This window comes from Mesorhizobium sp. M0910 (genome assembly GCF_040319465.1).
In the GTDB taxonomy this organism is placed as follows: Bacteria; Pseudomonadota; Alphaproteobacteria; order Rhizobiales; family Rhizobiaceae; genus Mesorhizobium.
Map to the genome: position 1 here is coordinate 298,831 of NZ_JAMYNZ010000005.1, position 12,567 is coordinate 311,397.

A 12,567-nucleotide genomic window follows, 5' to 3' on the forward strand; every position below is an offset into this window, starting at 1 on the left:
CCTACCGTATTAACCGGATTTTCCCTACACGCAAGGCTTCTGGTTAATTTGTATTTACTTAACCCTGTGGCGTGGCTTTCGCGTCACGCATATCCCCACGCATGGTAAACGGCGTCTCAACATTGGTCGCGCTGAAGCCAAATTTCTTCATGATTTCAGCACCCAAACAGATCGTTCCAGAAAACAAAACCCATGAAGCCGAGCACCAGGATGAGGCCGCTCCGATAAGCCATTTCCATCATCCGTTCGGACACCGGCCGTCGGATGACAGCTTCCACGCCGTAGAACAGAAGATGCCCTCCGTCGAGAGGGGGAATCGGCAGAAGATTGAGAATTCCTATCCCGACTGACAGATATGCAACAAGCTGGACGAGCAATTCGAAGCCGAGCTTTGCCGCCTGGCCCGACATCTTGGCGATCTTGATGGGCCCGCCCAGCTGGCACTTGTCCTCGCGGCCAACAACGAAACGCTGCAGGAACTGGCCGGTGCGCTGGATGACGTGTCCGGTTTCCTGGACGGCCGCCCCGACTGCCCCGGCCGGGCTGTAGGTGATCAGCCGCGGCTGGCCGAGTTCCTTGTTGTTGATGACGCCGATCACGGCCACCTGGGCTTTGTTGCCCAATGCGTCTTGTTGTTCCATCAAACGCGGCGTCGCCGTGACGGTGATTTCCTTGCCGCCGCGTAACATAACGAAGGTGATGCTGTCGCCGGCGCGGCCCGAAACCAGACGCTGGACGTCGGCAAAGGTCTCGACCTTGCTGCCGTCGACGCTGACGAATCGGTCACCGGGCATGATGCCGGCCGCCGCTGCCGGACTGCCTGCGGTGACTTCAGCCACCATCGGCTCGTATACCGGCCGGCCATATATTGAAAACAGCACGGCAAAGACGGCGATCGTCAGCAGGAAGTTGAACAGCGGCCCCGCCACGACGGTCGCCGCCCGCTTCCAGATCGGCTGCGTGTGGAAGGCAACCTTGCGTTCGTCGTCGCTCAGCGCCTCGACCTCCTCCGAGCTGGGCTGGCTCGACGTCGCGTTCATATCGCCGACGAACTTGACGTAGCCGCCGAGCGGTATGGCGCAAAGCTTCCAGCGGGTGCCTCGGCTGTCGTTGAAGCCGATGATCTCAGGGCCGAAACCGATCGAAAAGGCTTTTGCGCCGATACCGCACCAGCGGCCGACGAGGTAATGGCCCATTTCGTGGACGAACACGACCACGGTCAGCACGAACAGGAAAGGCACCAGCGTGCCGAGGACAAGGCCGTCCGTGCTGAAAACCGCGTGAAGAATCTCGTTCAATTCATGCCCTCAAATTCATCCACGGCGCAGATCACGCCGCGACTGTGACATCAATCCAGGCGAATCCATGACGCAGCCTCGTGCCGGCCCACCGACGATGCCGTTCAAACCGGAAACAGCCCCTGTGCCGGATGGTCGGCGGTCGCGGAAATCCAGCCGATGACGTATAGGGCGAAAGCCGCCGCGACAAGCCCATCGACCCGATCCATGATGCCGCCATGGCCGGGTATCAGCGTACCGGAATCTTTACGGCCGTGGCGTCGCTTGACCCATGATTCGAACAGGTCGCCGGCCTGCGCGACGATCGAAAGCACCAGTGCGACCACGCCAAGCACGGCGAGGTTGCCCGTTCCGGCTACTGCGGCCAGAAGCAGACCGGCCACTACGCCGCCGACCACCCCACCGAGCGCCCCGCTCCGCGTCTTGCCCGGCGAGATCGACGGCGCCAGCCTTGGGCCACCGACGGAGCGGCCGACGAAATAAGCAAAAATATCGGTCGCCCAAACCACGGCGAATAGGAACAGAATGGCCAGCAGCCCTGAATAGTCGCCATCACGCAAGAAGGCCAGCGACAAGCCCGACACGGCCGCATAGGCAAGGCCGGATGCTTCCCACGGTCCTGCCTTGCGCATCGACGCCGCGATGGCAGTGACAGCAACCAGAGCCGCCACGAGCGGCAGCAGCAAAGGCGCAGGCAGGCCGGCGACGAGGGCACCAATAAAGACCACGATCAGCGCCTCGGGCAGAAAGCCGAGACCTGCCATAGCACCAGCACCTGCCGGGGCAACGGGGCGGCTCATCCGCGTCCACTCGTAGAAGATCACCGCCGCCATGGCAGCGCAAAGCAACCGGAAGGGCAGTCCGCCGAGCCAGGTCAAGCCAAGCGTGACGACGGCAAGCACGACGGCCGAAATGACCCGAAGCTGGAGGTTGCTCATTCCTCAGCCTGAGGCGACATCTTGGGCGGCAAGTCCGCCGAAGCGGCGCTCGCGGCCGGCGAAATCGCGCAGTGCATCGGACAGGTGCTCGCGACTGAAGTCGGGCCAATAGCAAGGCAGAAAAACGAGTTCACTATAGGCAGCCTGCCATAACAGGAAATTCGACAGCCGAAGCTCGCCGCTGGTGCGGATGACCAGTTCCGGATCCGGAATGCCCTCTGTATCGAGCGAGCTGGCAAAGGACTCGGCCGTGATCGCCTCGCTGTCGATCTCACCGCGCGCCACCGCAGCTGCGAGCTTGCGCGCGGTGCGCACGATCTCGTCGCGCCCGCCGTAATTGAAGGCAATGACCAGCGTCAGCGCTTCGTTGCGGAGAGTGAGCGTTTCGGCTTCCTCAAGCAGGCCCCTTATGTCGGGCTGCAGCCCTGCCCTGTCACCGATGACCCTGATCCGCACCCCACTCTGGTGCAGCTCGGCGAGGTCACGTCGGATGAAAAGCTTCAGCAGGCCCATGAGGTCGCTGACTTCAGATTTCGGTCGTGACCAGTTTTCCGACGAAAAAGCGTAGACGGTCAGGAAGGAGATGCCGAGGCCGGGGGCGGCGCGCACTGTCTTGCGCAGCGCCTCAACGCCGGCGCGGTGACCAGCCAGCCGAGGCAAGCCGCGCGCCTTGGCCCAGCGTCCGTTTCCGTCCATGATGATCGCGACATGCGCGGGCGTTGCCATGTTCTCACTTCCGGGCCAGCCGTGGCCAGACCCTAGACCTGCATGATTTCCGCTTCCTTGTCGGAAAGCAGGTGGTCGATGGTGCTGATTGTCTCGTCGGTCAGTTTCTGAACCTGGTCGGCCCGTTTGCGATGGTCGTCCTCACTGATGTCGCCGTCCTTTTCCGCCTTTTTCAGAAAGTCCATGCCGTCCCGGCGAACGTGTCGTGCGGCGACACGGGCATTCTCGGCATAACCGTGCGAGATCTTCACCAGCTCCTTGCGGCGCTGTTCGTTGAGCTCGGGCAGCGGAATCCTGAGATTGGTACCGTCGACGATAGGATTGAACCCGAGATTGGCTTCACGGATGGCACGGTCGACCGCGCTGACCATCGACTTGTCCCAGACCGAAACCGAAATCATGCGCGGTTCCGGAACCGACACTGTTGCCACCTGGTTGATCGGCATGGTGGTGCCATAGGCCTGCACCTGGACGGCATCGAGCAGGTTGCTCGACGCGCGACCGGTGCGCAGCGAAGCCAGATCATGCTTGAACGCGGCGATCGCCCCGTCCATGCGCCGTTTGAGATCGTCGTATTCGCCACTCATCATCGTCTCCTCGACCCGTTAACCCGGGTTCACTGCTTAGGGTAAGCCCTGTTCGAGCCTCATCCGCAACCGATCCCTTTCGGGTTCATGGTCCGGTCAATCGTCTGCGACGACCGTGCAACGGCCGCCACCCCTCAGGATATCGCCGAAACCACCCTTCTCGTGGATCGAATAGACGATTATCGGAATGTTGTTTTCGCGCGCAAGTGCAATCGCCGCCGTATCCATGATCGAAAGCCCGCGTTTGATGACTTCGTCATGGCTGATCCGCTCGAAACGTGTCGCGTGCGGGTCCTTCTTGGGATCAGCCGAATAGACACCATCGACCTGGGTGCCCTTGAACAGAGCATCGGCTCCGATCTCGGCGGCGCGAAGGGCTGCAGCCGAATCGGTGGTGAAGAACGGATTGCCGGTGCCGCCGGCGAAGATAACGACCTTGCCCTGGTTCATGTAGGCGGTCGCCTGACGCTGCGAAAAACTTTCGCAAAGCTCGGGCATGGCGATCGCCGACAGCACCACGGCGTCGACGCCGATCTTGTTGAGCGAGGTGCGCAGCGCCAGCGAATTGATGACGGTGGCAAGCATGCCCATATGGTCGCCGGTGACGCGGTCTCCGCCTTTTGACGCGACTGCGACGCCACGGAAGATGTTGCCGCCCCCTATGACGACACCGACTTCGATGCCCAATGCGCGGGCCTCGGCGATGTCGGCGGCGATGCGGTCGACCACCGATACGTCGATGCCGAAATGCTGCTCGCCCATTAACGCTTCGCCCGATGCTTTCAGCAAGACACGTCGGTAGAGGGGCTTCACCGTCATCTGGTCCTCGTCATCGTGCGTGTGACGCGTTTCGGTGCGCCCCGAAACACTGGGCGTTCCGATACACGAAGGGCGCCACGATGTCACGCGGCGCCCGAGCCCGAAAACTCTCTTCCAGCTTCAGCTTACACGGCAAAAGCACCTTGCATGAACGGGTTCGGCATGTTGCCAGCCGGCTTGTCACCGACTGTCTGACCTCCGGTAAGGCCATCCTGTATTTCCGAGCCGAAGAACGAATACGAAAAAGGGTGTGAAAGACCGGCTCACCGCATCGAGCCGTGCCCGAAGGTCCTGCGCAATGTCGAAATCGAGCGCGCCGAGGTCGTCCTTGAGTTGATCCTACGCCGCGCAAGAATCGGCCGGGCATCCTCGCGGACACCCGGCCGAAAAAGACTTTTAAACGAATAGTTTACTTCTTGACCGCTGCCGCGACTTCCGCCGCGAAATCGGTCTCTTCCTTCTCGATGCCCTCACCGAGCGCGAAGCGCAGGTAGGCAGCGATTTTGGCTGGCGCGCCGATCTCGCTTTCGGCATCCTTCAGCGCCTTCTCGACGGTGATGTCGGGATTGAGCACGAAAGCCTGCTTGAGCAGCACGACCTCTTCGTAGAACTTGCGCAAACGGCCCTCGACCATCTTCTCGATAATCGCTTCTGGCTTGCCGGACTGGCGTGCCTGGTCGGCGAAGATCGCCTTCTCGCGCTCCACCGCGGCCGGATCGAGCTCTTCGGTGGTCAAGGCCATCGGATTGGTGGCAGCGACATGCATGGCAACCTGACGGGCAAAGGCGTTCGCGGCATGCGCGTTGCCTGTCGTCTCGATGGCCACCAGCACGCCGAGCTTGCCAAGGCCGTCCGCGACCGCATTGTGAACATAGGTTGCGACAGCGCCGTGCTCGACGGTGAGCTTGGCCGAGCGGCGGAAGCCCAGATTCTCGCCGATGGTGCCGACGGCGTCCTTGATGGTCTCGGCGACCGACTTGCCCGAGCCCGGATAGGGAGCAGCGGCAACGGCCTCGGTCTTGCCGCCATAGGCAAGCGCGACCTTCGCGACGTTGGCGACGATCTCTTGGAACGCAGCATTGCGGGCAACGAAGTCCGTCTCGGAATTGACCTCGACCATCGCTGCCTCGCGGACGCCCGAATCGACGCCGATCAGGCCTTCGGCAGCGGTACGGCCAGCCTTCTTGTCGGCCTTGGAAATGCCCTTCTTGCGCAGCCAGTCGATGGCTTCTTCCATATTGCCGTTGGTCTCGTTCAACGCCGCCTTGCAGTCCATCATGCCCGCGCCGGTCAAGTCGCGGAGTTCTTTGACCTGTGCAGCCGAAATGCTCATTGTCGCCTCTTTGTCTAAATGCACTGACGCACCATCGATTTTCGATGATGCGCCTGGTGCCGGTAGCGCTTACCGCGCCAACATATTGGAAAGATGAGGGCCGCAGCCGGCCTTCGCTACTATGCTTCCGGGGTCTGGGCTGCCGGGCTCTCGGCGGCCGGGGTCTGCTCGAGCGCCGGCTCGACCGGAGCCTCGACCGATGCGCCGATATCGACACCGAGCGCGCCCTGCTGACGGGCGATGCCGTCGATAGCTGCCTTGGCGATCAGATCGCAATACAGCTGGATGGCGCGGGCCGCGTCGTCATTGCCGGGGATCGGGAAGTCGATCTTGTCCGGGTCGCAGTTGGAATCGATGATGGCAACGACCGGGATGCCGAGACGCTTGGCCTCGAGGATGGCGATCGCTTCCTTGTTGGTGTCGATCACGAACATCAAATCGGGCGTCGAACCCATATCCTTGATGCCGCCCAGCGCTTTGTCGAGCTTCTCACGCTCGCGATCGAGGTTGAGGCGCTCCTTCTTGGTCAGGCCCTGAGCCTCGCCGGCCAGCATCTCGTCGAGCTTGCGCAGGCGCTGGATGGAATTCGAGATCGTCTTCCAGTTGGTCAGCATGCCGCCGAGCCAGCGCGAATTGACATAGTACTGGGCCGAGCGCTGCGCGGCATCGGCGACGATGTCGGAGGCCTGGCGCTTGGTGCCGACGAACAGCACGCGGCCGCCCTTGGCAACAGTGTCGGAAACCTGCTTCAGCGCTTGGTGCAGCAAGGGCACCGTCTGCGAGAGGTCGATGATGTGGATGTTGTTGCGGGCGCCGTAGATATAGGGCGCCATTTTCGGGTTCCAGCGGTGGGTCTGGTGGCCGAAGTGAATACCAGCTTCCAATAGCTGGCGCATGCTGAAATCAGGCAGAGCCATTCTTATTTCCTTTCCGGTTAGCCTCCACGGACACAGGCATTTTTGGACTTTGTCCTCAAACGCCACCGGAGGTTTCAGCCGGATTTCTCCCGGGCAGACACCAAAGTCCGTGTGTGGAATGAGCGCGCATATAGAGGGGAAGCGCGACAAACGCAAGCGCTGTGGCGTCTTGCGGCTCAGCGTGCGGCGATCAGCGCACCGGTGTCATTGTCGCATCTTCCCCTTCGGCACCCGCACACGCCGGAAAACAGCGACGATCTCCTCGCGGGTGCATTCGATGGCGCCTAACCGCACTGCGCGGTCACGCTCCAACCCGGTTATGTCGTAATGCGGCGCCGATGTCTTGGGCGGCCCTTGATAGGACGAGCGCTTGACGCCGAGTTGCGCGGCGAAGCGATGCAGCTCGTCGGTATCGTCTGCCAGCAGATGACACCAGCGGTGGCCGACCCATTTCCAGATCGCCGCATCGACATAGACCGCCATGAGGTTTGCCGCACTCCTTCATCTTGCGCCGACCAACACGCCGCTAACGATGATAGAAGGGATTGGCATAGAAAATGAAGGCGCCGCCGGCCTCGAGTTGCGTCATCGTCCTGGTGACGGTCTCCTGCATGCGGTCGTGCAGTTCGGCGAGTGCCTCCTCGACGGAACCTTGATAGGCATGCAAGCCTAGCGGCTCCGGTACCCGGACATAGGCGCGGCGCGGGCCTGCCGGCTGCGGCACGAAACGGTTGACCGTATCGCGCAGCGTACCCCGGCAATAATCGTTGCGGATTCGCTTCAAATGTTCGGCGATCTCCTCCTGCGTGATGCGCGGATTGGCTGAAGCCCACGACCCGACACGCTGCAGTCGCTGGATTGCATCCGCCAGCATTCGGACCTGCTTCTGCCGTCCGGTGTCGTCCGTATTTTCCCGCAGCCAGCGGCGTGACCGACGCAAAAGCTCTGAACCGTCGAGCGTGCCGGCGTCGGCCGAAACAAGGTCAGCAAGGCGACGGCCGAGTTCGGCAAGCAGGTTTTTTTGACGCGCGCCGTACAGCGCCCGCTCATCAGGCTGAAGGCCACATGCAGCCTCATCCCGCGACAGCAGCGTCGCATAGGTGTGATGGACGCGCTCCGGCAGCGTATTGCCGGCACGGCGTTCGATCTTCAGGCTGTGCTCGACATAGGCGCATTCCTTTGCCAGCGCTGCCTCGACATTCCCCGTGAAAGCAAGCTTCCAGATCACGGGCGCGATCCAAACCTTGAAATCCGGATCCATCAGGCGGCCGCGCTTCAGCGCCTCGAACCCCATTTCGACCGCCCCCGGCAGCAGCGGGGCAACGATGTTGGCATGCCAGCCGACACCGCCTTCGGGATGTAGGAGCACGCCGTGCCCCTTCAGCGCCCAGGCCACCGAATGTTCCTTGGCGGCCGCGCTGTTGCCCGGGATTTGCGCGATCAGATTGTTGGCCAACCAGAATTTCTGCATCAGCCGGCCAAGCCCGTTGACGACGCCGTGCGTGGCCCAGGATGCCGCCAGCGGGCTTACCCGCGAGACGACCTCCTTGTCGATCATCCAGTCGGTAAAGAATTCGGGATGGTTGGGCGTGATGAACGTCGCCTTGCCCGCACCGCAACAAGCCTTCAGCCTTTGCCGGTCATCCTCCGGAAAATCGATGTGGCGGACATTGGCGACGCCGCGCAAACCGGCCAGACGGTTGAACGGCAACAGGTCGCGAAAGCCTGGAATGCCGTGCAGCATGACAATTCGGTTGACGAACGTCATGGCCTTGATCAGCGTCGCATTGGGCCGCGGCGCCACAAAAACGTCGATCCTGCTCAACCTGCTCCCCCACGGCGCTTACCGTCGTAAGACGATGATAGCCAATTGCGGCATGGTCAAGTCGATACGACACGCCCCGCAAGATCAAGCGCTACTATCCCGGATAGCGGCCGGCGGCTTGTCGTTGGTTCGAGCCTATTTCGACGGGCAGGTCTTTGGCTGATCGAACAGCGACAGATTGACCAGTTTGCCGGTCATCGAGAACTCGCCATAGTCCATGACGAGATCGCGCGTGATGCCGTTCTTGTGCAGCTTGAAGCTGATCCGGTATTCCGGCACCTCCTCGCCGCCTTTGTCGGCATCATCGAAATAGGCGATGTCGACCGGCCAGTATTTGTCGGTGGCGAGCTTGGCCAGCGCCGGCGCTTCCGGATCGGCGTTGTCGGCATCGGCTTGCTTGCCGACGACGACGGTGGTGGTCACCACCTTGTTGGCATCCTCAGAGCCGTCGAACAGGTTGGTTTCGTAGAAACGCTCGCCCTTTTCCGCCTTGCCGATCATTTCGACCATTTGCTGGGTCGGGAACTGGGTCGGCGCGAGTTCCAAGCTGTTCTTCTCGGGCTTGTCGATATCGACCTTGAGACCGTTGGCCTCCTTCGTTGCAGTCCCCTTGACCTCCTTGTCGAGGTTCTGGTCGACAAAGGACTTATTCACGAAGGAGAAGGTCTTGCCCTCGGCATCCTCGAAGGTGGTCATCTGCTGGTCGGTCAGCCTGGTGTTGTCGCTGGTTACGATCTGGGTCACCAAACGGAACTTTACCGTATAGCCCTCGCAAGGCGAGCCGTTGAACTCGTAGACCATGCGGCCAGTGATGCCGGTGATGCCGGAGCGGTCGGAGGCTTTGTCGAGTGAAATGTCGTAAACCGCGCGATGCGCCTGCAGCGCCGGCACCGCAAAAGCGGGAGCCGCCCAGGAAGCCGCTGTCAAGAGAACGGCGTTGAATGCGAGGCGCGTTGCGCGCATGGGGTGCTCCGATCATCGCGGCTAATGGCAGGCCGCATGGAAAGATGGTCCAGCTTAAAAAAAGTCGTGGCGGAAGCGAGGCAAAAATAGCAATTTCGGCCCGGCCTGCGCGGCACCTTCAAGCAATAGGGAAATAGCATGAGCGAAACAATCGAAAAGCGGCTAAGCGGTCTCGGCGTGACGCTGCCGGCCGCCGCCGCGCCCGCCGCCAATTACGTGCCCTATTGCAGGACCGGCAATCTGCTGTTCACCGCCGGGCAGTTGCCGCTCAAGGACGGCAAGCTCCAGGCGAGCGGACTACTTGGCCGCGATGTCGACACCGCGACCGGCAAGGAAGCCGCAAAATACTGTGCGATCAACATATTGGCGCAAGCCCAGGCAGCACTTGGCGATCTCGAGAAAATCCGTCGCTTGGTGAAGATCACCGTCTTCGTCGCCTCGGCACCGGATTTTGTCGAACAGCATCTGGTAGCCAACGGTGCCTCGGATTTTCTCGCCGCGGTGCTCGGCGGTCGCGGCAAGCACGCCCGCTCCGCCGTCGGCACCGCCTCCCTGCCGCTTAATGCCGCAGTGGAAATCGAAGCGATCTTCGAAGTCGAATGACCGGGACTGCAACGATGACCGATCTTTCCTGGCTGACCGCCCGGCCCGTCGCCCATCGCGGCCTCCACGACATGAACAAGACGCGCTGGGAGAACACCCTTTCCGCCTTCGCCGCGGCGGCCGAGCGCGGCTACGCGATCGAATGCGACGTGCACCTGTCTTCCGACGGCGTCCCCGTCATCATCCACGATGGCGATCTGCGGCGGCTGACCGGCGAAAACGGCTTCGTCTGGCAGCGTACGGCTGCCGAGATCACCGCGCTGAAGGTCGGCGGCACCGCTGACCATCTGCCGACGCTGCAGCAGGCGCTTGATCTGGTCGACGGCCGTGTGCCGATGGTTGTCGAGCTGAAAGGAGCTGCCGGGCACGACGAAGGCCTGGTCGAAAGCGTCGGCAAGATGCTCAAGCAATACAACGGCAAGGCTGCGATCATGTCGTTCGACCATTGGCTGATCCGTGAGTTCCCGAAATATGCTCCCGGCATACCCGGCGGTTTGACCGCCTACGGCAACGACAACCACCTGATCGAGGCGCATTTCGCCATGCTGGCGCATGACATCGCCTTCACCTCCTACGCCGCCGGCGACCTGCCGAACCGGTTCGTCTCCTTCGTGCGAGAAAAACTCGGCATGCCGGTGATCACCTGGACCGTGCATGACCAGCCTGCCGTCGAGCTGACCTTCAAATATGCCGACCAGATGACGTTCGAAGGATTCGAGCCAGATCTGGTACGGCTTGCTTGAGCGGGCTTGTATGGGTCCACAGCGAGCTTAAGTAAGCCTCATGGATCAAGGGGACGACTGCGAAAGACAAACGGCGAACGCGGAGCTGTCGATCCGCATCGCAGCGGGCATCGGGGCCTTTACCAGCGCTGAATGGGACAGCTTCGGCGGCACTACACGCGGCGATGCAGAAAACGGCTACAACCCACTTGTTTCATTTGCCTTTTTGAGCGCGCTGGAAGATTCCGGCTGCGCTGTTCGGCGCACCGGCTGGCAAGGCCATCACCTGAGGCTGGAAACCGCCCGAGGCAAGCTGCTCGGGGCGGTCCCCTGCTATCTGAAGTCGCACAGCCAGGGCGAATATGTATTCGACCATGGCTGGTCGGACGCATTCGAACGCGCCGGCGGGCGCTACTATCCGAAGCTGCAATGCGCGGTGCCGTTCACGCCCGTCACCGGCCCTCGCCTGCTGGTCGGCAAGGGCGAGGACAGTCCCACCGTCAAGGCCGGTCTTGCGGCCGGCCTGAAGGCGGTGACGGATAAGCTCGGCGTGTCTTCCGCCCATGTCACCTTCGCGCCGGAGGACGATGTCCAGATATTGGCGGCGGCCGGTTTCCTGCATCGCACCGACCAGCAGTTTCACTTCTTCAACGAAGGTTTTTCGAGCTATGACGATTTTCTCGCGACGTTAGCGTCGCGCAAGCGCAAGGCAATGAAGAAAGAGCGGCGCGAGGCGCTCGCCGACGGCATCTCGATCGACTGGCTGACCGGCAAGGATCTGACCGAAAAGGCCTGGGACGACTTTTTCGCGTTCTACATGGATACCGGCAGCAGGAAGTGGGGCCGGCCCTACCTCAACCGCGATTTCTTCTCCCTAATCGGCGAGCGCATGGCCGACGACATCCTGCTGGTCATGGCCAAACGCAACGGACGCTACATAGCGGGCGCCATCAACTTCATCGGCTCAGACGCGCTCTACGGCCGCAACTGGGGCTGCATCGAGGACCACCCATTCCTGCATTTCGAAGTCTGCTACCATCAGGCAATCGATTTCGCCATCTCGCGCAAGCTGAAGGTGGTTGAAGCCGGTGCTCAGGGCGAGCACAAGCTGGCGCGCGGCTACCGGCCCGTGACGATGCATTCGGCGCACTATATCGCCCATCCAGGTCTGCGCAATGCAGTGGCCGACTACCTCCAGCGCGAGCGGCGCGAAGTCGAGCGGATGAGCGAATATCTGGAAGAGCACACCCCGTTCCGAAAGGACATGGCGGAGTAGGGTAGCGAGCCCAATCGCTCAGCCGCGCGGGCCCGCATGGCCGATGTCGATCGATCATCTTGCCCGCCCGGAACAGCTTCGCTACACGAGACAGCGAGCCAAGAACCGGAGGGCGCGCCATGGCCGAAGCAACCTACGACAGCAGCAACATCTTCGCCAAAATCCTGCGCGGAGAAATCCCTTCGCACCGCGTCTACGAGGATGACGCGGTCATTGTCTTCATGGATGTGATGCCGCAAGGACAGGGTCACACGCTGGTGGTGCCGAAAGCGCCGTCGCGCAACCTGCTTGACGCGGATCCGGCGGTGCTTGGCCCGCTCTTCGCTCACGTCCAGAAAGTTGCGCGGGCCGTAAAGAAGGCCTTCGATGCCGATGCCGTCACGGTTATGCAGTTCAACGAACCAGCTTCGGGGCAGACTGTCTTTCACCTTCACGTCCATGTCATTCCGCGCTTCGAGGGCATTCCCCTGAAACCGCACAGCGGACAGATGGAAAAGCCTGAAGTCCTGGCCCAGAACGCCGGCAAGATACGGATGGCGCTGGCAAGCTGAACCGGCGCA

At 61.7% G+C, this 12,567-nt stretch carries 14 protein-coding genes; 4 read left to right on the plus strand and 10 right to left on the minus strand.

The window, feature by feature from the left end; all coding sequences use genetic code 11:
- Positions 1 to 155: 155 nt before the first annotated feature.
- The 10 genes from rseP to NKH78_RS15220 all read right to left on the minus strand — a co-directional run bounded on the left by rseP (position 156) and on the right by NKH78_RS15220 (position 9,406).
- Positions 156 to 1,298 (minus strand): RIP metalloprotease RseP, encoded by a 1,143-nt coding sequence (gene rseP, locus NKH78_RS15175; protein ID WP_352736543.1) that lies wholly within the window; start codon positions 1,296 to 1,298, stop codon positions 156 to 158.
- Positions 1,299 to 1,402: 104 nt separating this feature from the next.
- Complete coding sequence (locus tag NKH78_RS15180) at positions 1,403 to 2,236, minus strand: phosphatidate cytidylyltransferase (protein ID WP_352736544.1); 834 nt, start codon at positions 2,234 to 2,236, stop codon at positions 1,403 to 1,405.
- 3 nt (positions 2,237 to 2,239) lie between these two features.
- On the minus strand, positions 2,240 to 2,962 hold the full coding sequence (locus NKH78_RS15185; RefSeq protein ID WP_352508486.1) for an isoprenyl transferase: 723 nt from the start codon (positions 2,960 to 2,962) through the stop codon (positions 2,240 to 2,242).
- Between the two features lie 32 nt (positions 2,963 to 2,994).
- Complete coding sequence (gene frr, locus NKH78_RS15190; protein WP_084640965.1) at positions 2,995 to 3,549, minus strand: ribosome recycling factor; 555 nt, start codon at positions 3,547 to 3,549, stop codon at positions 2,995 to 2,997.
- Positions 3,550 to 3,645: 96 nt separating this feature from the next.
- Positions 3,646 to 4,368, minus strand: a complete 723-nt coding sequence (gene pyrH, locus NKH78_RS15195) for a UMP kinase (RefSeq protein ID WP_023674934.1) — start codon at positions 4,366 to 4,368, stop codon at positions 3,646 to 3,648.
- A gap of 409 nt (positions 4,369 to 4,777) precedes the next feature.
- Entirely contained in the window at positions 4,778 to 5,701 is a 924-nt protein-coding gene (tsf, locus tag NKH78_RS15200) for a translation elongation factor Ts (protein WP_352883186.1), read from the minus strand.
- 119 nt (positions 5,702 to 5,820) lie between these two features.
- Positions 5,821 to 6,618: a 30S ribosomal protein S2 gene (gene rpsB / locus NKH78_RS15205; protein WP_254817316.1), complete on the minus strand. Its 798-nt coding sequence runs from the start codon at positions 6,616 to 6,618 to the stop codon at positions 5,821 to 5,823.
- Positions 6,619 to 6,822: 204 nt separating this feature from the next.
- Positions 6,823 to 7,101, minus strand: coding sequence for a DUF4031 domain-containing protein (locus NKH78_RS15210; protein ID WP_352508484.1), 279 nt, complete (start codon positions 7,099 to 7,101; stop codon positions 6,823 to 6,825).
- A gap of 43 nt (positions 7,102 to 7,144) precedes the next feature.
- Positions 7,145 to 8,443, minus strand: coding sequence for a lysophospholipid acyltransferase family protein (locus NKH78_RS15215; protein ID WP_352736545.1), 1,299 nt, complete (start codon positions 8,441 to 8,443; stop codon positions 7,145 to 7,147).
- Between the two features lie 135 nt (positions 8,444 to 8,578).
- The gene (locus NKH78_RS15220; RefSeq protein WP_023674927.1) at positions 8,579 to 9,406 is read right to left on the minus strand and encodes a cell envelope integrity EipB family protein; all 828 of its coding nucleotides are present in this window, start codon (positions 9,404 to 9,406) and stop codon (positions 8,579 to 8,581) included.
- 138 nt (positions 9,407 to 9,544) lie between these two features.
- Between NKH78_RS15220 and NKH78_RS15225 the strand changes: the two genes are divergently transcribed.
- The 4 genes from NKH78_RS15225 (at position 9,545) to NKH78_RS15240 (ending at position 12,558) form a co-directional block, all read left to right on the plus strand.
- A complete protein-coding gene (locus NKH78_RS15225) occupies positions 9,545 to 10,009 on the plus strand; it encodes a RidA family protein (RefSeq protein ID WP_352736547.1) in 465 nt (154 codons plus the stop codon).
- A gap of 14 nt (positions 10,010 to 10,023) precedes the next feature.
- Positions 10,024 to 10,752 carry a glycerophosphodiester phosphodiesterase gene (locus NKH78_RS15230; protein WP_352645639.1) on the plus strand — a complete coding sequence of 243 codons (729 nt, stop codon included), beginning with the start codon at positions 10,024 to 10,026 and terminating at the stop codon, positions 10,750 to 10,752.
- A 40-nt stretch (positions 10,753 to 10,792) separates the two neighbouring features.
- On the plus strand, positions 10,793 to 12,007 hold the full coding sequence (locus NKH78_RS15235) for a GNAT family N-acetyltransferase (protein WP_352736548.1): 1,215 nt from the start codon (positions 10,793 to 10,795) through the stop codon (positions 12,005 to 12,007).
- Between the two features lie 119 nt (positions 12,008 to 12,126).
- Positions 12,127 to 12,558, plus strand: coding sequence for an HIT family protein (locus NKH78_RS15240; RefSeq protein ID WP_352736550.1), 432 nt, complete (start codon positions 12,127 to 12,129; stop codon positions 12,556 to 12,558).
- Positions 12,559 to 12,567 lie beyond the last annotated feature (9 nt).

Excerpts from the sequence above, each read along its gene's own strand:
- NKH78_RS15180 (WP_352736544.1), bottom strand. The coding sequence starts at position 2,236 with ATGAGCAACCTCCAGCTTCGGGTCATTTCGGCCGTCGTGCTTGCCGTC.
- NKH78_RS15185 (WP_352508486.1), bottom strand. The coding sequence starts at position 2,962 with ATGGCAACGCCCGCGCATGTCGCGATCATCATGGACGGAAACGGACGC.
- frr (WP_084640965.1), bottom strand. The coding sequence starts at position 3,549 with ATGAGTGGCGAATACGACGATCTCAAACGGCGCATGGACGGGGCGATC.
- pyrH (WP_023674934.1), bottom strand. The coding sequence starts at position 4,368 with ATGACGGTGAAGCCCCTCTACCGACGTGTCTTGCTGAAAGCATCGGGC.
- tsf (WP_352883186.1), bottom strand. The coding sequence starts at position 5,701 with ATGAGCATTTCGGCTGCACAGGTCAAAGAACTCCGCGACTTGACCGGC.
- rpsB (WP_254817316.1), bottom strand. The coding sequence starts at position 6,618 with ATGGCTCTGCCTGATTTCAGCATGCGCCAGCTATTGGAAGCTGGTATT.
- NKH78_RS15210 (WP_352508484.1), bottom strand. The coding sequence starts at position 7,101 with ATGGCGGTCTATGTCGATGCGGCGATCTGGAAATGGGTCGGCCACCGC.
- NKH78_RS15220 (WP_023674927.1), bottom strand. The coding sequence starts at position 9,406 with ATGCGCGCAACGCGCCTCGCATTCAACGCCGTTCTCTTGACAGCGGCT.
- NKH78_RS15225 (WP_352736547.1), top strand. The coding sequence starts at position 9,545 with ATGAGCGAAACAATCGAAAAGCGGCTAAGCGGTCTCGGCGTGACGCTG.
- NKH78_RS15230 (WP_352645639.1), top strand. The coding sequence starts at position 10,024 with ATGACCGATCTTTCCTGGCTGACCGCCCGGCCCGTCGCCCATCGCGGC.
- NKH78_RS15235 (WP_352736548.1), top strand. The coding sequence starts at position 10,793 with ATGGATCAAGGGGACGACTGCGAAAGACAAACGGCGAACGCGGAGCTG.
- NKH78_RS15240 (WP_352736550.1), top strand. The coding sequence starts at position 12,127 with ATGGCCGAAGCAACCTACGACAGCAGCAACATCTTCGCCAAAATCCTG.